Origin of the sequence: Streptomyces sp. NPDC090741 (assembly GCF_044769045.1) — a bacterium.
GTDB lineage: Bacteria > Actinomycetota > Actinomycetes > Streptomycetales > Streptomycetaceae > Streptomyces.
In genome coordinates, this window is record NZ_JBIVXF010000001.1 from 523,102 (window position 1) to 535,806 (window position 12,705).

The 12,705-nt window shown below is 71.5% G+C and carries 15 protein-coding genes; 10 read left to right on the plus strand and 5 right to left on the minus strand.

Annotated features, from left to right (window positions below):
* The first annotated feature begins 188 nt into the window (after positions 1–188).
* The 5 genes from ACIQU4_RS02375 to ACIQU4_RS02395 all read left to right on the plus strand — a co-directional run bounded on the left by ACIQU4_RS02375 (position 189) and on the right by ACIQU4_RS02395 (position 4,146).
* Positions 189–644 (plus strand): RrF2 family transcriptional regulator, encoded by a 456-nt coding sequence (locus tag ACIQU4_RS02375; RefSeq protein ID WP_403724778.1) that lies wholly within the window; start codon positions 189–191, stop codon positions 642–644.
* Between the two features lie 133 nt (positions 645–777).
* Positions 778–1,974 carry a globin domain-containing protein gene (locus ACIQU4_RS02380; RefSeq protein ID WP_403724780.1) on the plus strand — a complete coding sequence of 399 codons (1,197 nt, stop codon included), beginning with the start codon at positions 778–780 and terminating at the stop codon, positions 1,972–1,974.
* A 152-nt stretch (positions 1,975–2,126) separates the two neighbouring features.
* The gene (locus tag ACIQU4_RS02385) at positions 2,127–2,717 is read left to right on the plus strand and encodes an N-acetylmuramoyl-L-alanine amidase (RefSeq protein WP_403724783.1); all 591 of its coding nucleotides are present in this window, start codon (positions 2,127–2,129) and stop codon (positions 2,715–2,717) included.
* A 41-nt stretch (positions 2,718–2,758) separates the two neighbouring features.
* A complete protein-coding gene (locus ACIQU4_RS02390; protein WP_403724785.1) occupies positions 2,759–3,241 on the plus strand; it encodes a GNAT family N-acetyltransferase in 483 nt (160 codons plus the stop codon).
* Complete coding sequence (locus tag ACIQU4_RS02395; protein WP_403724787.1) at positions 3,238–4,146, plus strand: 1-aminocyclopropane-1-carboxylate deaminase/D-cysteine desulfhydrase; 909 nt, start codon at positions 3,238–3,240, stop codon at positions 4,144–4,146. Before ACIQU4_RS02390 ends, ACIQU4_RS02395 begins: the two co-directional genes overlap by 4 nt.
* A 22-nt stretch (positions 4,147–4,168) precedes the next feature.
* Here the strand turns inward: ACIQU4_RS02395 and ACIQU4_RS02400 are convergent, their stop codons facing one another.
* On the minus strand, positions 4,169–4,342 hold the full coding sequence (locus ACIQU4_RS02400) for a hypothetical protein (RefSeq protein ID WP_403724789.1): 174 nt from the start codon (positions 4,340–4,342) through the stop codon (positions 4,169–4,171).
* A 66-nt stretch (positions 4,343–4,408) separates the two neighbouring features.
* Positions 4,409–5,986, minus strand: coding sequence for a Na+/H+ antiporter (locus tag ACIQU4_RS02405; protein ID WP_403724792.1), 1,578 nt, complete (start codon positions 5,984–5,986; stop codon positions 4,409–4,411).
* Positions 5,987–6,062: 76 nt separating this feature from the next.
* On the opposite strand from ACIQU4_RS02405, the gene ACIQU4_RS02410 reads away from it, so the two are divergent.
* The 3 genes from ACIQU4_RS02410 to ACIQU4_RS02420 all read left to right on the plus strand — a co-directional run bounded on the left by ACIQU4_RS02410 (position 6,063) and on the right by ACIQU4_RS02420 (position 7,996).
* The gene (locus ACIQU4_RS02410) at positions 6,063–6,323 is read left to right on the plus strand and encodes a UBP-type zinc finger domain-containing protein (RefSeq protein WP_403724795.1); all 261 of its coding nucleotides are present in this window, start codon (positions 6,063–6,065) and stop codon (positions 6,321–6,323) included.
* A gap of 204 nt (positions 6,324–6,527) precedes the next feature.
* Positions 6,528–6,941 (plus strand): anti-sigma regulatory factor, encoded by a 414-nt coding sequence (locus ACIQU4_RS02415; protein WP_030153599.1) that lies wholly within the window; start codon positions 6,528–6,530, stop codon positions 6,939–6,941.
* Positions 6,938–7,996: an RNA polymerase sigma factor SigF gene (locus ACIQU4_RS02420; RefSeq protein WP_403724797.1), complete on the plus strand. Its 1,059-nt coding sequence runs from the start codon at positions 6,938–6,940 to the stop codon at positions 7,994–7,996. Before ACIQU4_RS02415 ends, ACIQU4_RS02420 begins: the two co-directional genes overlap by 4 nt.
* Positions 7,997–8,008: 12 nt before the next feature.
* Here the strand turns inward: ACIQU4_RS02420 and ACIQU4_RS02425 are convergent, their stop codons facing one another.
* Positions 8,009–8,446 (minus strand): hypothetical protein, encoded by a 438-nt coding sequence (locus tag ACIQU4_RS02425; RefSeq protein WP_403724800.1) that lies wholly within the window; start codon positions 8,444–8,446, stop codon positions 8,009–8,011.
* 84 nt (positions 8,447–8,530) lie between these two features.
* Here ACIQU4_RS02425 and ACIQU4_RS02430 point away from each other — a divergent pair, with 84 nt between their 5' ends.
* Complete coding sequence (locus tag ACIQU4_RS02430; RefSeq protein ID WP_403724802.1) at positions 8,531–9,496, plus strand: diacylglycerol/lipid kinase family protein; 966 nt, start codon at positions 8,531–8,533, stop codon at positions 9,494–9,496.
* A 322-nt stretch (positions 9,497–9,818) separates the two neighbouring features.
* Entirely contained in the window at positions 9,819–10,076 is a 258-nt protein-coding gene (locus ACIQU4_RS02435) for a WhiB family transcriptional regulator (protein WP_004937597.1), read from the plus strand.
* Between the two features lie 158 nt (positions 10,077–10,234).
* Here ACIQU4_RS02435 and ACIQU4_RS02440 read toward each other — a convergent pair whose 3' ends face one another.
* Both ACIQU4_RS02440 and ACIQU4_RS02445 read right to left on the minus strand, forming a co-directional pair.
* On the minus strand, positions 10,235–11,704 hold the full coding sequence (locus ACIQU4_RS02440) for a sensor histidine kinase (RefSeq protein WP_403725935.1): 1,470 nt from the start codon (positions 11,702–11,704) through the stop codon (positions 10,235–10,237).
* A gap of 394 nt (positions 11,705–12,098) precedes the next feature.
* Complete coding sequence (locus tag ACIQU4_RS02445; RefSeq protein WP_403724805.1) at positions 12,099–12,692, minus strand: TetR/AcrR family transcriptional regulator; 594 nt, start codon at positions 12,690–12,692, stop codon at positions 12,099–12,101.
* Between the last annotated feature and the right edge of the window lie 13 nt (positions 12,693–12,705).

The window sequence follows — 12,705 nt, forward strand, 5'->3', positions numbered from 1 at the left end:
TACGGAACGTGGTGGGACCATTACACAAAAGGGTGGGACTACTCCGTCCGGGCGTGGGCACTCTTTGGAGTTCATCTCCTTCACACAAGGCCCCTTCCATCCCACTGGTTCCGGCCGTGCCCGTTTTCGGGGCGGGGCCGGGGCGGCTTTAATTTGCATGACAGATGCGAGTTTTCTAGGGTGGGGCCATGCGGTTGACCCGATTCACCGACCTGGCGCTGCGCGTCCTGATGCGTCTCGCCGTCGCGGACGCGGACCTCCCGACCACGCGCGACGTGGCGGCGGCCATGGAGGTCCCGTACACGCACACGGCGAAAGTGGTCGCCCGGCTGCAGCACCTCGGCCTGGTCGAGGCGCGGCGCGGCCGCGGCGGCGGACTCGCGCTGACCGCCGCCGGCCGGGCGGCCTCGGTGGGCGGGGTGGTCCGCGAGCTGGAGGGTGCGGGGGACGTCGTGGACTGCGACGGCACCACCCCCTGCCCGCTGCGCGGGGCCTGCGTCCTGCGGGGCGCGCTGCGCCGGGCCCAGGAGGCCTTCTTCGCCGCACTGGACCCGCTGACGGTGGACGACCTGGTCGCGGCGCCGACCGGCCCACTGCTGCTGGGCATCGCGGGCGGACCGCCGGGGCGGACCGGGGGGCCCTGAACCCCGGGGGCGGTTGGCCGGTTCCCGGCACCTGACATCAACGGCCCGAACGGGTGTACCCCCACCCAAAAATAAGCATCCTAAATACCTATTACTTGACGCAGAGGCACCCGCCGCGAAGAGGAGCTCCCCCATGCTGTCCGAGAAGTCGACCGAGACCGTACGCGCCACCCTGCCCGCCGTCGGCGCGGCCATCGGCGACATCGCGGACCTCTTCTACACGAAGCTGTTCGCGGCCCACCCCGAGCTGCTCCGCGACCTGTTCAACCGCGGCAACCAGAGCGCCGGCCTCCAGAAGCAGGCCCTCGCCGGCTCCATCGCGACCTTCGCCACCCACCTCGTCGCCCACCCCGACACCCGCCCCGACGTGATGCTGCACCGGATCGCACACAAGCACGCCTCCCTCGGCGTCACCCGCGAGCAGTACCAGGTCGTCCACCACCACCTCTTCCAGGCGATCGCCGAGACCCTCGGCGAGGCCGTCACCCCCGAGGTGGCCGAGGCCTGGGACGAGGTCTACTGGCTGATGGCCAACGCCCTGATCGCCATCGAGGAGCGGCTCTACGCCGAGCAGCAGGTCCTCGCCGGCGACGTCTGGCGCACCTGGACGGTCGCCGCCCGCGTCGAGGAGACCGCGGACTGCACCACCTTCCACCTGGTCCCGGCGGACGGCGCCCCGGCCCGCTCCTTCAAGCCCGGCCAGTACGTCTCGGTCCAGGTCGTACTGCCGGACGGAGCGCGCCAGATACGCCAGTACAGCCTCTCCGGCGCGCCCGGCTCCCCGGTCCGCTCGATCACCGTCAAGCGGGTCCACGGCCCGGCGGCCGCAGGTCCCGACGGCGAGGTCTCGAACCACCTCCACGCCCGGATCGCGACCGGCGACACCCTGCGGGTCTCGGCCCCGTACGGCGACCTCGTCCTGCGGGACTCCGCCGCTCCGGTCCTGCTCGCCTCGGCCGGCATCGGCTGCACCCCGATGCTGTCGATGCTGGAGCACCTCGCCGACACCGGGCACGCCGCCCCCGTGACCGTCCTGCACGCCGACCGCTCCCCCGCCGACCACGCACTGCGGGCCGACCACCGGGCCCTGACGCACAAGCTCGCCGACGCCTCGGCCCGCTTCTGGTACGAGGCCGCCGCCGAGCCGGGCGACGGCGAGGGCCGCCTCGACCTGGCGGACGTACCGGTGGCCCCGGGCACGACGGCGTACCTGTGCGGGCCGCTCCCCTTCATGCGGACCGTGCGCGCGCAGCTTCTCGCCAAGGGCGTGCCCGCCTCGGACATCCACTACGAGGTGTTCGGCCCGGACCTGTGGCTGGCCTCGGCGTAACTCCCGTGGCGGGTGGGCCGGCCGGGACGAGTGTCCGGATCGGCTCGCTCGCCGTACGAAGGCACTAGCCCGGAGGGGCGGCCTCCACTACACCGGAGTGCAATGAGGTGGACACGCAAGGTGACCACCGCGCACCCGGAGAGGAGGCGGCCATGTCCGCACCCATGTCCGCGGACCGGTTCATCGGCGCACTGCGGAACGAGGGTCTGACCGTCGTAGAGGTGGGCGCCTGGCGCACCCACAACCGCAACCACAAGGGCCCGTGGGGCCCGGTGAACGGGGTGATGATCCACCACACCGTCACGCACGGCACGAAGTTCACCGTCGAGCTCTGCCGCGACGGCGACGAGGCCCTCCCGGGCCCGCTCTGCCACGGCGTCATCACCAAGGACGGCCGGGTCCACCTGGTCGGCTACGGCCGCGCCAACCACGCCGGGGCGGGCGACTCGGACGTCCTGGCAGCGGTGATCGCGGAGAAGCGGCTCCCGCCGGACCGCCACGCGGACACCGACGGCAACCGGCACTTCTACGGCTTCGAGTGCGAGAACCTGGGCGACGGCGACGACCCCTGGCCGGAGGTCCAACTGGACGCCATGGCCCGCGCGGCGGCGGCCGTGTGCCGGGTCCACGGCTGGACCGGGCGCTCGGTGATCGGCCACCTCGAATGGCAGCCCGGCAAGATCGACCCGAAGGGCTTCACGATGGACGCGTTCCGCGCCCGGGTGGGAGAACGCCTCAAATAAGCGGGTTGACGCCGGGAAGATCCACGGGCTTCCCTGACCCGATGACCGATGATCTCCGAATGGAACGGGTGGCGGCCGAAGCCTCCCTGCAGGACTGGCGCCACGTCCACAACCTGATCGTTCCCCCGGACGCCCTCACCCTCGACGAGGTGCGCGAGCGGGCCGGGCGCCACCTCCTGGACGTCGCGTACCTCGGCGACGTGCTCGTCGGCTGCATGACCGTACGCCGGCCCACGGCCGACGCCCCGTCGGTGGCCACCGTGATCGCCCGGATCCTGCCCGCCCACCGCGGGCAGGGCTTCGGCGCCGCGCTCTACGCCCACGGCCTGGCCGAGGCACGCGCACTCGTCCCCGCCCCCGACACGATCGAGACGATCGTCCTGGCCTCCAACGAGGACGGCCTGCGCTTCGCCCGCGCCCACGGCTTCGAGGAATCCGAGCGCTACGTCCTCCCGGGCGCGACGGTCCCGTACATCCACCTCCGCCTCCCGTCCGACGGCGCGGGACGGACAATGGCCGGGTGAACCACACCCCTGACCCCGGCGTCATCCTGCAGCCCCGGCCGGCCTCGCCGGTGGTGGAGGTGCGGGACGAGCGGTTCGGCCGGTACGGGGTGCGGCTGCTGGTGAAGCGGGACGATCTGGTGCATCCCGAGCTGCCGGGCAACAAGTGGCGCAAGCTCGCGCCGAATCTGCGGGCCGCCGTCGAGGGGGGCTTCCCCGGGGTCGTGACCTTCGGCGGGGCGTACTCGAACCATCTGCGGGCCACCGCGGCGGCCGGGCGGCTGCTGGGGATGGAGACCGTCGGGATCGTCCGCGGCGACGAGCTCGCCGGCCGGCCCCTCAACGACTCCCTGGCCCGGTGCGCGGCGGAGGGGATGCGGCTGCACTTCGTCACGCGCTCGGAGTACCGCCGCAAGGCGGAGCCGCAGGTGCTGGCCCGGCTGCTGGCGGGGGCCGGGGCGGGCTCGTCGTACGTCGTCCCCGAGGGCGGCAGCAACGCGCTCGCGCTGGAGGGGTGTGCGGAGCTGGGGCGCGAGCTGCGGGGCCTGTCGGACGTGGTCGCGGTGGCATGCGGTACGGGGGGCACGCTGGCCGGGCTGGCGGCGGGGCTGGCCCCGGGCCAGCGGGCGTTGGGCGTGCCCGTGCTTTCGGGGGAGTTCCTGGGGGCGGAGATACGTTCCCTCCAGGAGGCGGCCTTCGGCGGCCCGGCCGGGGAGTGGAGCCTGGCGGAGGGCTTCCACCACGGCGGCTACGCACGCGTCCCCGCACTGCTGGACGCGTTCGCCGCCGATTTCGAGGAGCGGCACGGGTTCCCGGTCGAGCGGATCTACGTGGCCAAGCTCCTCTGGGCCCTGGCGGCCCTGACGGAGTCGGGCGCGTTCCCCGCGGGCACCACCTTGGCCGCCGTCGTCACGGGCCGCCCGTAGCCCGCCCGGCGCGCGTGCGGTGCTAGTACCAGCGGGCGGCCGCCAGGAGGGCCGGTCCGCAGCCCGCGAAGGCCGCGTAGCCGATCCACGCCGCCCACAGGACGTCGCCGGCCGAGTGGAAGTCCCCCTGCCGAACGGGCAGCGCGCCCAGTCGGGCCGGCACCGGGTAGGCCGGCCCCAGCAGGCCGTACGGCACCAGCGTGCCGCCCCCGCGGCCCCGCGCGTCCGCTCCCGGGACGGTCCCGCTCCCCCGTGCGGGGGATCAGGCCGCGTCCTCGCGGTAGGCCGCCGCTTCCTCCAGGTCCAGTCTGCGGAGCAGGTTCCGGAGCATTTCGTCGTCGATGCGGCGGTGGTCGCGGAGGGTCACGAAGACCTCGCGTTCGGCCGCGATCATCTCCCCCGCCAGACGCCGGTAGACGTCGTCCGCCGATTCGCCGGTGACCGGGTTGACCTCGCCCAGCCGCTCCCAGACCGCGTTGCGGCGCCTTTCCATCACCGTGCGCAGCCGCTCCGCCAGCGGCGGCGGCAGCGCGTTCTGCGGCTCCGCCAGCAGCTCCGCCAGCCGGTCCTCCGCCGAGCGCGAGGCCTCGCTCTGGGCCTGGGCCTCCGCCAGGGTCTCCGCCTGCGCGTCCCGCTGCGGCAGCCGCAGCAGCCGGATCAGCGGCGGCAGTGTCAGCCCCTGCACCACCAGCGTGCCGATCACCGTCGTGAAGGTCAGGAAGAGGATCAGGTTCCGGTGCGGCACGCTGATCGGCACCGAGAACGCGATCGCCAGCGAGACCACCCCCCGCATCCCCGCCCAGCCCACGACCACCGGCGACTTCCAGTTGGTGTCCGGCTCCCGCGTCCGGATCCGCTCCGACAGCCGCGGCACGAAGGTCGCCGGGAACACCCACACGAAGCGGGCCACCACCACCGCCAGGAACACCGCCAGCGCGTACCAGGCCGCGTCCCAGCCCTCGTACTCCGCGAGCCCCTTCAGGACCACCGGCAGCTGGAGGCCGATCAGCGCGAAGACCAGCGACTCCAGGATGAAGGCGACCATCTTCCACACCGCCTCCTCCTGGAGCCGGGTCGCGAAGTCGACCTGCCAGTTGCGGTGCCCCAGGTACAGCGCCACCACGACCACCGCCAGCACGCCCGAGGCGTGCACCCGCTCGGCCGCCGCGTACGCCACGAACGGGATCAGCAGCGACAGCGTGTTCTGCAGCAGCGGCTCCCGCAGCCGCTTGCGCATGTGGTGGATCGGCACCATCAGCACCAGGCCCACGCCGACACCGCCCACCGAGGCCAGCAGGAACTCGGCGATCCCGCCCGCCCAGCCGGCGCTCACCCCGACCGCGGCGGCCAGTGCCACCTTGTACGCGGTGATCGCGGTGGCGTCGTTCACCAGGGACTCGCCCTGCAGGATGGTCGTGATCCGGTTCGGCAGCCCCAGCTTGCGGGCGATCGCCGTCGCCGCCACCGCGTCGGGCGGCGCGATCACCGCGCCCAGCACCAGCGCCACCGGCAGCGACAGCCCCGGCACCACCAGGTACGCCGCGTACCCGACGGCGACCGTCGCGAAGAGCACGTACCCGACCGACAGCAGCGCCACGGGCCGGATGTTCGCCCGCAGGTCCAGGTACGAGCTGTCCACCGCGGCCGTGTAGAGCAGCGGCGGGAGCAGCAGCGGCAGCACGATGTGCGGGTCGAGGGCGTACGAAGGCACGCCCGGGATGTACGAGGCCATCAACCCGGCGGCGACCAGCAGCAGCGGCGCGGGCACCCGCGTCCAGCGGGCGGCTCCGGCAACGATCGCGCTGCCCGCCACCAGCGCCACCAGCGGCAATACCTCCATCGAAGATCCACCCTCGCTCGTCGTGGCTGATCGGCATGTCGTCCTGCGGCGCCCGTACGTCAGTACGCTGGCAATCATGAGCGAGTGCACCCACGTTGCCGAACTGCCGCGCCCCGAGCCCGTCCCGACTGCCCTGACATGCTCCGAATGTCTGGTGCTCGGCAGCCACCCGGTGCAGTTGCGGATGTGCCTGGAGTGCGGGTACGTGGCATGCTGCGATTCCTCCCCGCACCGGCACGCCACCGCGCACCATCAGAGCACCGGCCATCCGGTCATGCGGAGCTTCGAGCCGGGCGAGACCTGGCGGTGGTGTTATGTCGACGGTTCGATCGTCTGAGGAGGGGTAGGTCAACCCTCCGCCGGTTCCCCTGATTTGGGCCCGCAGACCCCTAGCCACTGTGCGTACCCGAGGGCATACCATCAGTCACTGGCCGTAGGCGGGGGTGCCTGGAACAGGCCCCATGAGGGGTGCCGCGACACGATCGCCCGGATCGCGATAGCGTCACCGGCGAACAGAGCTCGTACCACCTTGGAGGTGAGGGTGTCCCAGATCGCAGGCGAGCCCGGGACCCAGGACTTCGTGGAAGTCCGGCTGCCCGCTGCGGGTGCCTACCTGTCGGTGCTGCGAACGGCCACGGCCGGCCTCGCGGCACGTTTGGACTTCACCCTCGACGAGATCGAGGACCTCCGCATCGCGGTGGACGAGGCCTGCGCGATCCTGCTTCAACAGGCCGTGCCGGGCTCCGTCCTCAGCTGCGTGTTCCGGTTGGTCGACGACTCGCTGGAGGTGACGGTCTCCGCACCGACCACGGACGGGCGTGCGCCCGAGCGCGACACGTTCGCCTGGACCGTCCTGTCGGCGCTGGCCGGCAAGGTCGAGTCCACGGTCGAGGAGGACCGGACGGTGAGCATCAGCCTCTACAAACAGCGCGGCGCGGGTCCAGGCCCGGCGTGAGCGGCGGGGAGATCCCGGTGCGGGGTGGGGATCGGCCCCGGGTACGGCACGAGGTCGACGGCGGCATCCCGGAGCAGCAGCACGCCCGGCCGCACCCGGCTGACGCGGATGCGGAAGACGGCTTTTTGGACTCGGCGGAGCGACGGGCGGGCCCTATGAGCGAGAACCAGCACGAAGAACCACACGTCCCACAGCCACCCGGGGCCGCTGCCACGGCCCCGGACACGGAACCGGAACCCGTAGGGGCACAGGCGGAGGCGGAACCGCCGCTGCTGCCGGTGCCTCCCGTGCTGCCAGATCCGCGCGATCGCAGTGGCGCGCGGGCCCTGTTCATCGAGCTGCGGGCGCTGCCCGACGGCTCGGTGGAGAAGGCGGAGCTGCGCAACCGGCTCGTGCGGATGCACCTGCCGCTGGTCGAGCACCTCGCCCGGCGGTTCCGCAACCGGGGTGAGCCGCTGGACGACCTGACCCAGGTCGCCACCATCGGCCTGATCAAGTCGGTGGACCGGTTCGACCCGGACCGCGGGGTCGAATTCTCCACGTACGCGACGCCCACCGTGGTCGGCGAGATCAAGCGGCACTTCCGCGACAAGGGCTGGGCCGTGCGCGTGCCGCGGCGCCTGCAGGAGCTGCGGCTCTCGCTGACCACGGCCACGGCCGAGCTGTCCCAGCAGCACGGCCGCTCCCCCACCGTCCACGAGCTCGCGGAACGGCTCGGGATCTCGGAGGAGGAGGTGCTGGAGGGGCTGGAATCGGCCAATGCCTACAGCACGCTTTCGCTGGACGTCCCGGACACCGACGACGAGTCGCCGGCGGTGGCGGACACCCTGGGCTCGGAGGACGAGGCGCTGGAGGGCGTCGAGTACCGCGAGTCGCTCAAGCCGCTCCTGGAGGGACTGCCTCCGCGGGAGAAGCGGATCCTGCTGCTGCGGTTCTTCGGCAACATGACCCAGTCGCAGATCGCGCAGGAGGTCGGCATCTCCCAGATGCACGTCTCCCGCCTGCTGGCCCGCACCCTGGCCCAGCTGCGCGAGAAGCTCCTCGTCGAGGAGTAGGGACGGTACGGGTTATCGGGTCTGCTCGCCGGGCCCGATTCCCAGCGCCTCGGTCGCCGTCGGGTTCACCAGCAGGGCCACGACGGCCACCGCGGCCACCGCCAGCGCCACGGCGGCGGCGATCATCGCGCCGCCCGCGGAGTAGAGGGTCCAGGCCACCGGCAGCGCCATCAGCTGGGTGATCAGCGCGGGCCCGCGGCTCCAGCGGCGGCCCAGCCGCAGCCCGCGGGCCGCGATCAGCGGCAGCGCGGCGAGCACCAGCAGGGTGACCCCGCCGGTCTCGGCCTGCTGCGGGGAGTCGGGGTCGCCGGCGATGCCCACGAACAGCATGTACGCGCCGAGGCCGGCCAGCGCCAGGCCCTCCAGGGCGGTCAGCGCGGCGGCGGCGGCGAGCCGCCTCGGCAGCGGGGCGGTCGGCTGGGCCGGGGCGGGGGTGGGCTTCGTACTCACCCCAGCAGGGTAGCCGCGCCCCCGCGGCCGCGTACGGGACGGGCAGTATGGGCGGCATCCGTACGGGTCGGTAGGCTGGCGGTCATGCGTGCACTTCTCGTGGCCAACCCAGCAGCAACGACCACCAGTGCGCGCACGCGCGATGTCCTCACCCACGCCCTGGCCAGCGAGATGAAGCTGGAGGCGGTGACCACCGAGTACCGCGGGCACGCCCGGGACCTGGGCCGCAGGGCGGCCGAGCACGGCATCGACCTCGTCGTGGCGCTCGGCGGCGACGGCACGGTCAACGAGGTGGTCAACGGACTGCTGCACAACGGGCCCGATCCGGAGCGGCTGCCGAGGCTGGCCGTGGTCCCCGGCGGCTCGACCAATGTGTTCGCCCGCGCGCTCGGGCTGCCCAACGACGCGGTCGAGGCGACCGGCGCCCTGCTCGACGCGCTGCGGGAGCAGCGCGAGCGGACGGTGGGCCTGGGGCTGGCGGCCGGCACGCCGGGCACGGAGGACGAGTCGGTACCGGCGCGCTGGTTCACGTTCTGCGCGGGCTTCGGTTTCGACGCGGGGGTGGTGGGCCGGGTCGAGCAGCAGCGGGAGCGCGGCAAGCGTTCGACGCACGCTCTGTATGTACGACAGCTGATGCGCCAGTTCTGGGAGGAGCCGAACCGGCGCCACGGCGCGGTGACGCTGGAGCGCCCCGGCGCGGATCCCGTCACGGATCTGGTGCTGTCGATAGTCTGCAACACCTCGCCGTGGACGTATCTGGGGAATCGTCCGATTTACGCGTCCCCGGAGGCGTCGTTCGATACTGCGCTTGACGTATTGGCACTCAACCGTTTGTCAACTCCGACCGTCGCCCGCCACGTGACACAGCTCCTGACCTCGACTCCTGAGCGCGGTCCGCGCGGCAAGCATGCGGTGTCTCTGCACGATCTGACGGACTTCACCTTGCATTCGAAGGTTCCGCTTCCGTTCCAGATGGACGGAGACCACCTCGGTCTGCGGACCAGCGTTCGGTTCACAGGCGTACGCCGTGCACTGCGTGTGATTGTGTGAGTGGAAGGGCCCAAAGTCCTTTCACTCGAACGTTTACACGCCGGTCCACCCTCACGATGTAGGGCTGTGACCTAGTAGACACCGACGAATCAAAAAAAACTTTCCGGAAGGGGTTGTATCCCCGTCCGAGGTTTGCGAATCTCTTCATGGCGATCGGGACAGCCCGCAGCACCCGGCACCCACACAGATCGCCAGAACCCCTCCACGAGTCCCTGACTGACCTTCCAGGAAACTGGGCGGTCGCCCTTCCCTCACGGGGGGATTCGTGAAAGCGTTCACATTCACAAGCAACCTGCCCGCAATACAAGGAGATGGAGCAGCCATGGACTGGCGTCACAACGCCGTTTGCCGCGAGGAAGACCCGGAACTCTTCTTCCCCATCGGCAACACCGGTCCTGCGCTGCTGCAGATCGAGGAAGCCAAGGCCGTCTGCCGCCGCTGCCCCGTCATGGAGCAGTGCCTGCAGTGGGCGCTCGAGTCCGGTCAGGACTCCGGCGTCTGGGGCGGTCTCAGCGAGGACGAGCGCCGCGCGATGAAGCGCCGCGCCGCTCGCAATCGGGCGCGCAACGCCACCGCCTGACATCGACTTTCGAGCCTCGAGCCGCAGCGCGTAGCAACACCACACCAGCGCTCAGCAACGTGCTCTTGAGCCCCGGACCGAGAAGTTTTCGGTCCGGGGCTCAGTGCTGTCCGGGGTGCGCCTCGCAGGCTCCGTCACGTTGAGTGACAGAACGATCGTTACTTCTGCGGGCTGGCCGGGACGTCGAGGACGACCTTGGTGCCGCGCGGTTCGACCCGGAGCATGTCGAACGTGCCGCCGAGCTCGCCCTCGACCAGGGTCCGGACGATCTGGAGTCCGAGGTTCCCGGCACGCTGCGGGTCGAAGCCCTCGGGCAGACCCGAGCCGTCGTCGAGCACGGTGATCAGCAGCCGGCCGTCCGCGCGGCCGGAGCCGGTGCGGGTCGCGGACACCTCGACCCGGCCGCCCTCCCCCTGGGTGAAGGCGTGCTCCAGGGCGTTCTGGAGGATCTCGGTCAGCACCATCGACAGCGGAGTGGCGACTTCCGCGTCCAGGATCCCGAACCGCCCGGTACGCCGGCACTCCACCTTGCCCGGCGAGATCTCCGCGACCATCGCGATCACACGGTCGGCGATCTCGTCGAACTCGACGCGCTCGTCCAGGTTCTGAGAGAGCGTCTCGTGCACGATCGCGATCGAACCGACCCGGCGCACGGCCTCGTTGAGTGCCTCGCGGCCACCCTCGGAATCCATCCGGCGGGCCTGCAACCGCAGGAGGGCGGCCACGGTCTGGAGGTTGTTCTTCACCCGGTGGTGAATCTCCCGGATGGTCGCGTCCTTGGTGATCAATTCGCGTTCGCGACGGCGCAGTTCCGTCACGTCACGGCACAGGACGAGGGAGCCGATCCGGACGCCCTTGGGCTTGAGCGGGATGGCGCGCAGCTGGATGACCCCGCCGTTGCCCTCGACCTCGGTCTCGCGCGGGGCCCAGCCGCTGGCGAGCTTGACGATCGCCTCGTCCACGGGGCCGCGGGTGGGGGCGAGTTCGGCGGTGGTGGTGCCCAGGTGCTGGCCGACGAGGTCGGCGGCGAGGCCGAGCCGGTGGTAGGCGGACAGCGCGTTCGGGGAGGCGTACGTGACGACACCGTCGGCGTCGAGCCGCAGCAGGCCGTCCCCGGCGCGCGGGGAGGCGTCCATGTCGACCTGCTGGCCGGGGAACGGGAAGGAGCCGGCCGCGATCATCTGGGCCAGGTCGGAGGCGGACTGGAGGTAGGTGAGCTCCAGCCGGCTCGGTGTACGCACAGTGAGCAGGTTGGTATTGCGGGCGATCACTCCGAGTACCCGCCCCTCGCGACGCACCGGGATGGACTCGACGCGGACGGGCACCTCCTCGCGCCACTCCGGGTCTCCCTCGCGCACGATCCGGCCCTCGTCGAGCGCGGCGTCCAGCAGCGGGCGCCGGCCGCGCGGCACCAGGTGGCCGACCATGTCGTCCTGGTACGAGGTGGGGCCGGTGTTGGGGCGCATCTGTGCGACCGAGACGTACCGGGTGCCGTCGAGGGTGGGGACCCACAGCACGAGGTCGGCGAAGGAGAGGTCGGAGAGCAGCTGCCACTCCGAGACCAGCAGGTGGAGCCACTCCAGGTCGGTTTCACTGAGAGCGGTGTGCTGGCGTACGAGGTCGTTCATGGAGGGCACGGGCCGAGCGTACCCCGGGTATGGGCCATGACTTTCCCCACGGCGACTACTCAGGAGTATCCAGGAAGCACTCGGGCCGCGTACTGTTGGATGAAGTGACGGGATCTTAGAGCCCGCCATTGGATGGACAGAACAGATTGGTCTAGTCCACAATTGGCTTATGCTTCCGCCCTCCCCGCACAGGAGGACGGATCGAGGTAAGCCGCGCGCTCTGCCCTGACCGCGCTGGCACCTCCCACCGGCCGCCGGGAACCGCACACCCGCCGGCCGTAAGTACTCCGGGCTGCGGTGCCGGACGGGCTGAGGGTCCCGACCCGGCACCGTGGCCCAGAGGAATCCGCATGGCGCGGCGCGATTCCCGGGGCCCGCTCCCCTCCGGCCCGCACTACTGCGGCCAGGCCCCCATCGCCAGTTCCGCCACCGCTTCCAGTTCTTCCCGGCTCGCGCCGTCGCGCGACTGCTGGGACATCCCGATGAGCACCGCCAGCACGTAGCGGGCCAGCGCCTGCGCGTCCGTACCTGCGGGCAGTGCGCCGGTGGCGACGTCGGCCCGGATCCTGCGCTCGAACACCTCCAGGTTGGCTTCGCGGCGCTCGCGCAGGGCGTGGGCCACCTCCTGCGAGGTGGTGTTGGCGGCCGCGCTGATCACCAGGCAGCCCGGCGGGTGGGCCGGGTCGGTGTAGATCTCGGCGGCCTCGCGCAGGACGCGGGCAAGGCCGGCCCGGGCGGTGGGCTCCTCGGCCAGGGCCGCGCGCGCGAAGTCGGTGTACCGGCCGCCGTAGACCGCCACGACCTCGTCGAAGAGCTTGCGCTTGTCGCCGAAGGCGGCGTACAGGCTGGGCGCGCCGATGCCGAGCGAGGCGGTCAGGTCGGAGATCGAGGTCGCTTCGTAGCCGCGCTCCCAGAAGGCCAGCATGGCCTTGTCGAGGGCGGCGTCTCGGTCGAAGGAACGCGGCCTGCCGCGCTGTCCGGTCACCATGCGCAGATTCTAT

Excerpts from the sequence above, each read along its gene's own strand:
- ACIQU4_RS02410 (WP_403724795.1), top strand. The coding sequence starts at position 6,063 with ATGAGCGAGTGCACCCACGTTGCCGAACTGCCGCGCCCCGAGCCCGTC.
- ACIQU4_RS02375 (WP_403724778.1), top strand. The coding sequence starts at position 189 with ATGCGGTTGACCCGATTCACCGACCTGGCGCTGCGCGTCCTGATGCGT.
- ACIQU4_RS02445 (WP_403724805.1), bottom strand. The coding sequence starts at position 12,692 with ATGGTGACCGGACAGCGCGGCAGGCCGCGTTCCTTCGACCGAGACGCC.
- ACIQU4_RS02435 (WP_004937597.1), top strand. The coding sequence starts at position 9,819 with ATGGACTGGCGTCACAACGCCGTTTGCCGCGAGGAAGACCCGGAACTC.
- ACIQU4_RS02405 (WP_403724792.1), bottom strand. The coding sequence starts at position 5,986 with ATGGAGGTATTGCCGCTGGTGGCGCTGGTGGCGGGCAGCGCGATCGTT.
- ACIQU4_RS02390 (WP_403724785.1), top strand. The coding sequence starts at position 2,759 with ATGACCGATGATCTCCGAATGGAACGGGTGGCGGCCGAAGCCTCCCTG.
- ACIQU4_RS02380 (WP_403724780.1), top strand. The coding sequence starts at position 778 with ATGCTGTCCGAGAAGTCGACCGAGACCGTACGCGCCACCCTGCCCGCC.
- ACIQU4_RS02430 (WP_403724802.1), top strand. The coding sequence starts at position 8,531 with ATGCGTGCACTTCTCGTGGCCAACCCAGCAGCAACGACCACCAGTGCG.
- ACIQU4_RS02385 (WP_403724783.1), top strand. The coding sequence starts at position 2,127 with ATGTCCGCACCCATGTCCGCGGACCGGTTCATCGGCGCACTGCGGAAC.
- ACIQU4_RS02440 (WP_403725935.1), bottom strand. The coding sequence starts at position 11,704 with ATGAACGACCTCGTACGCCAGCACACCGCTCTCAGTGAAACCGACCTG.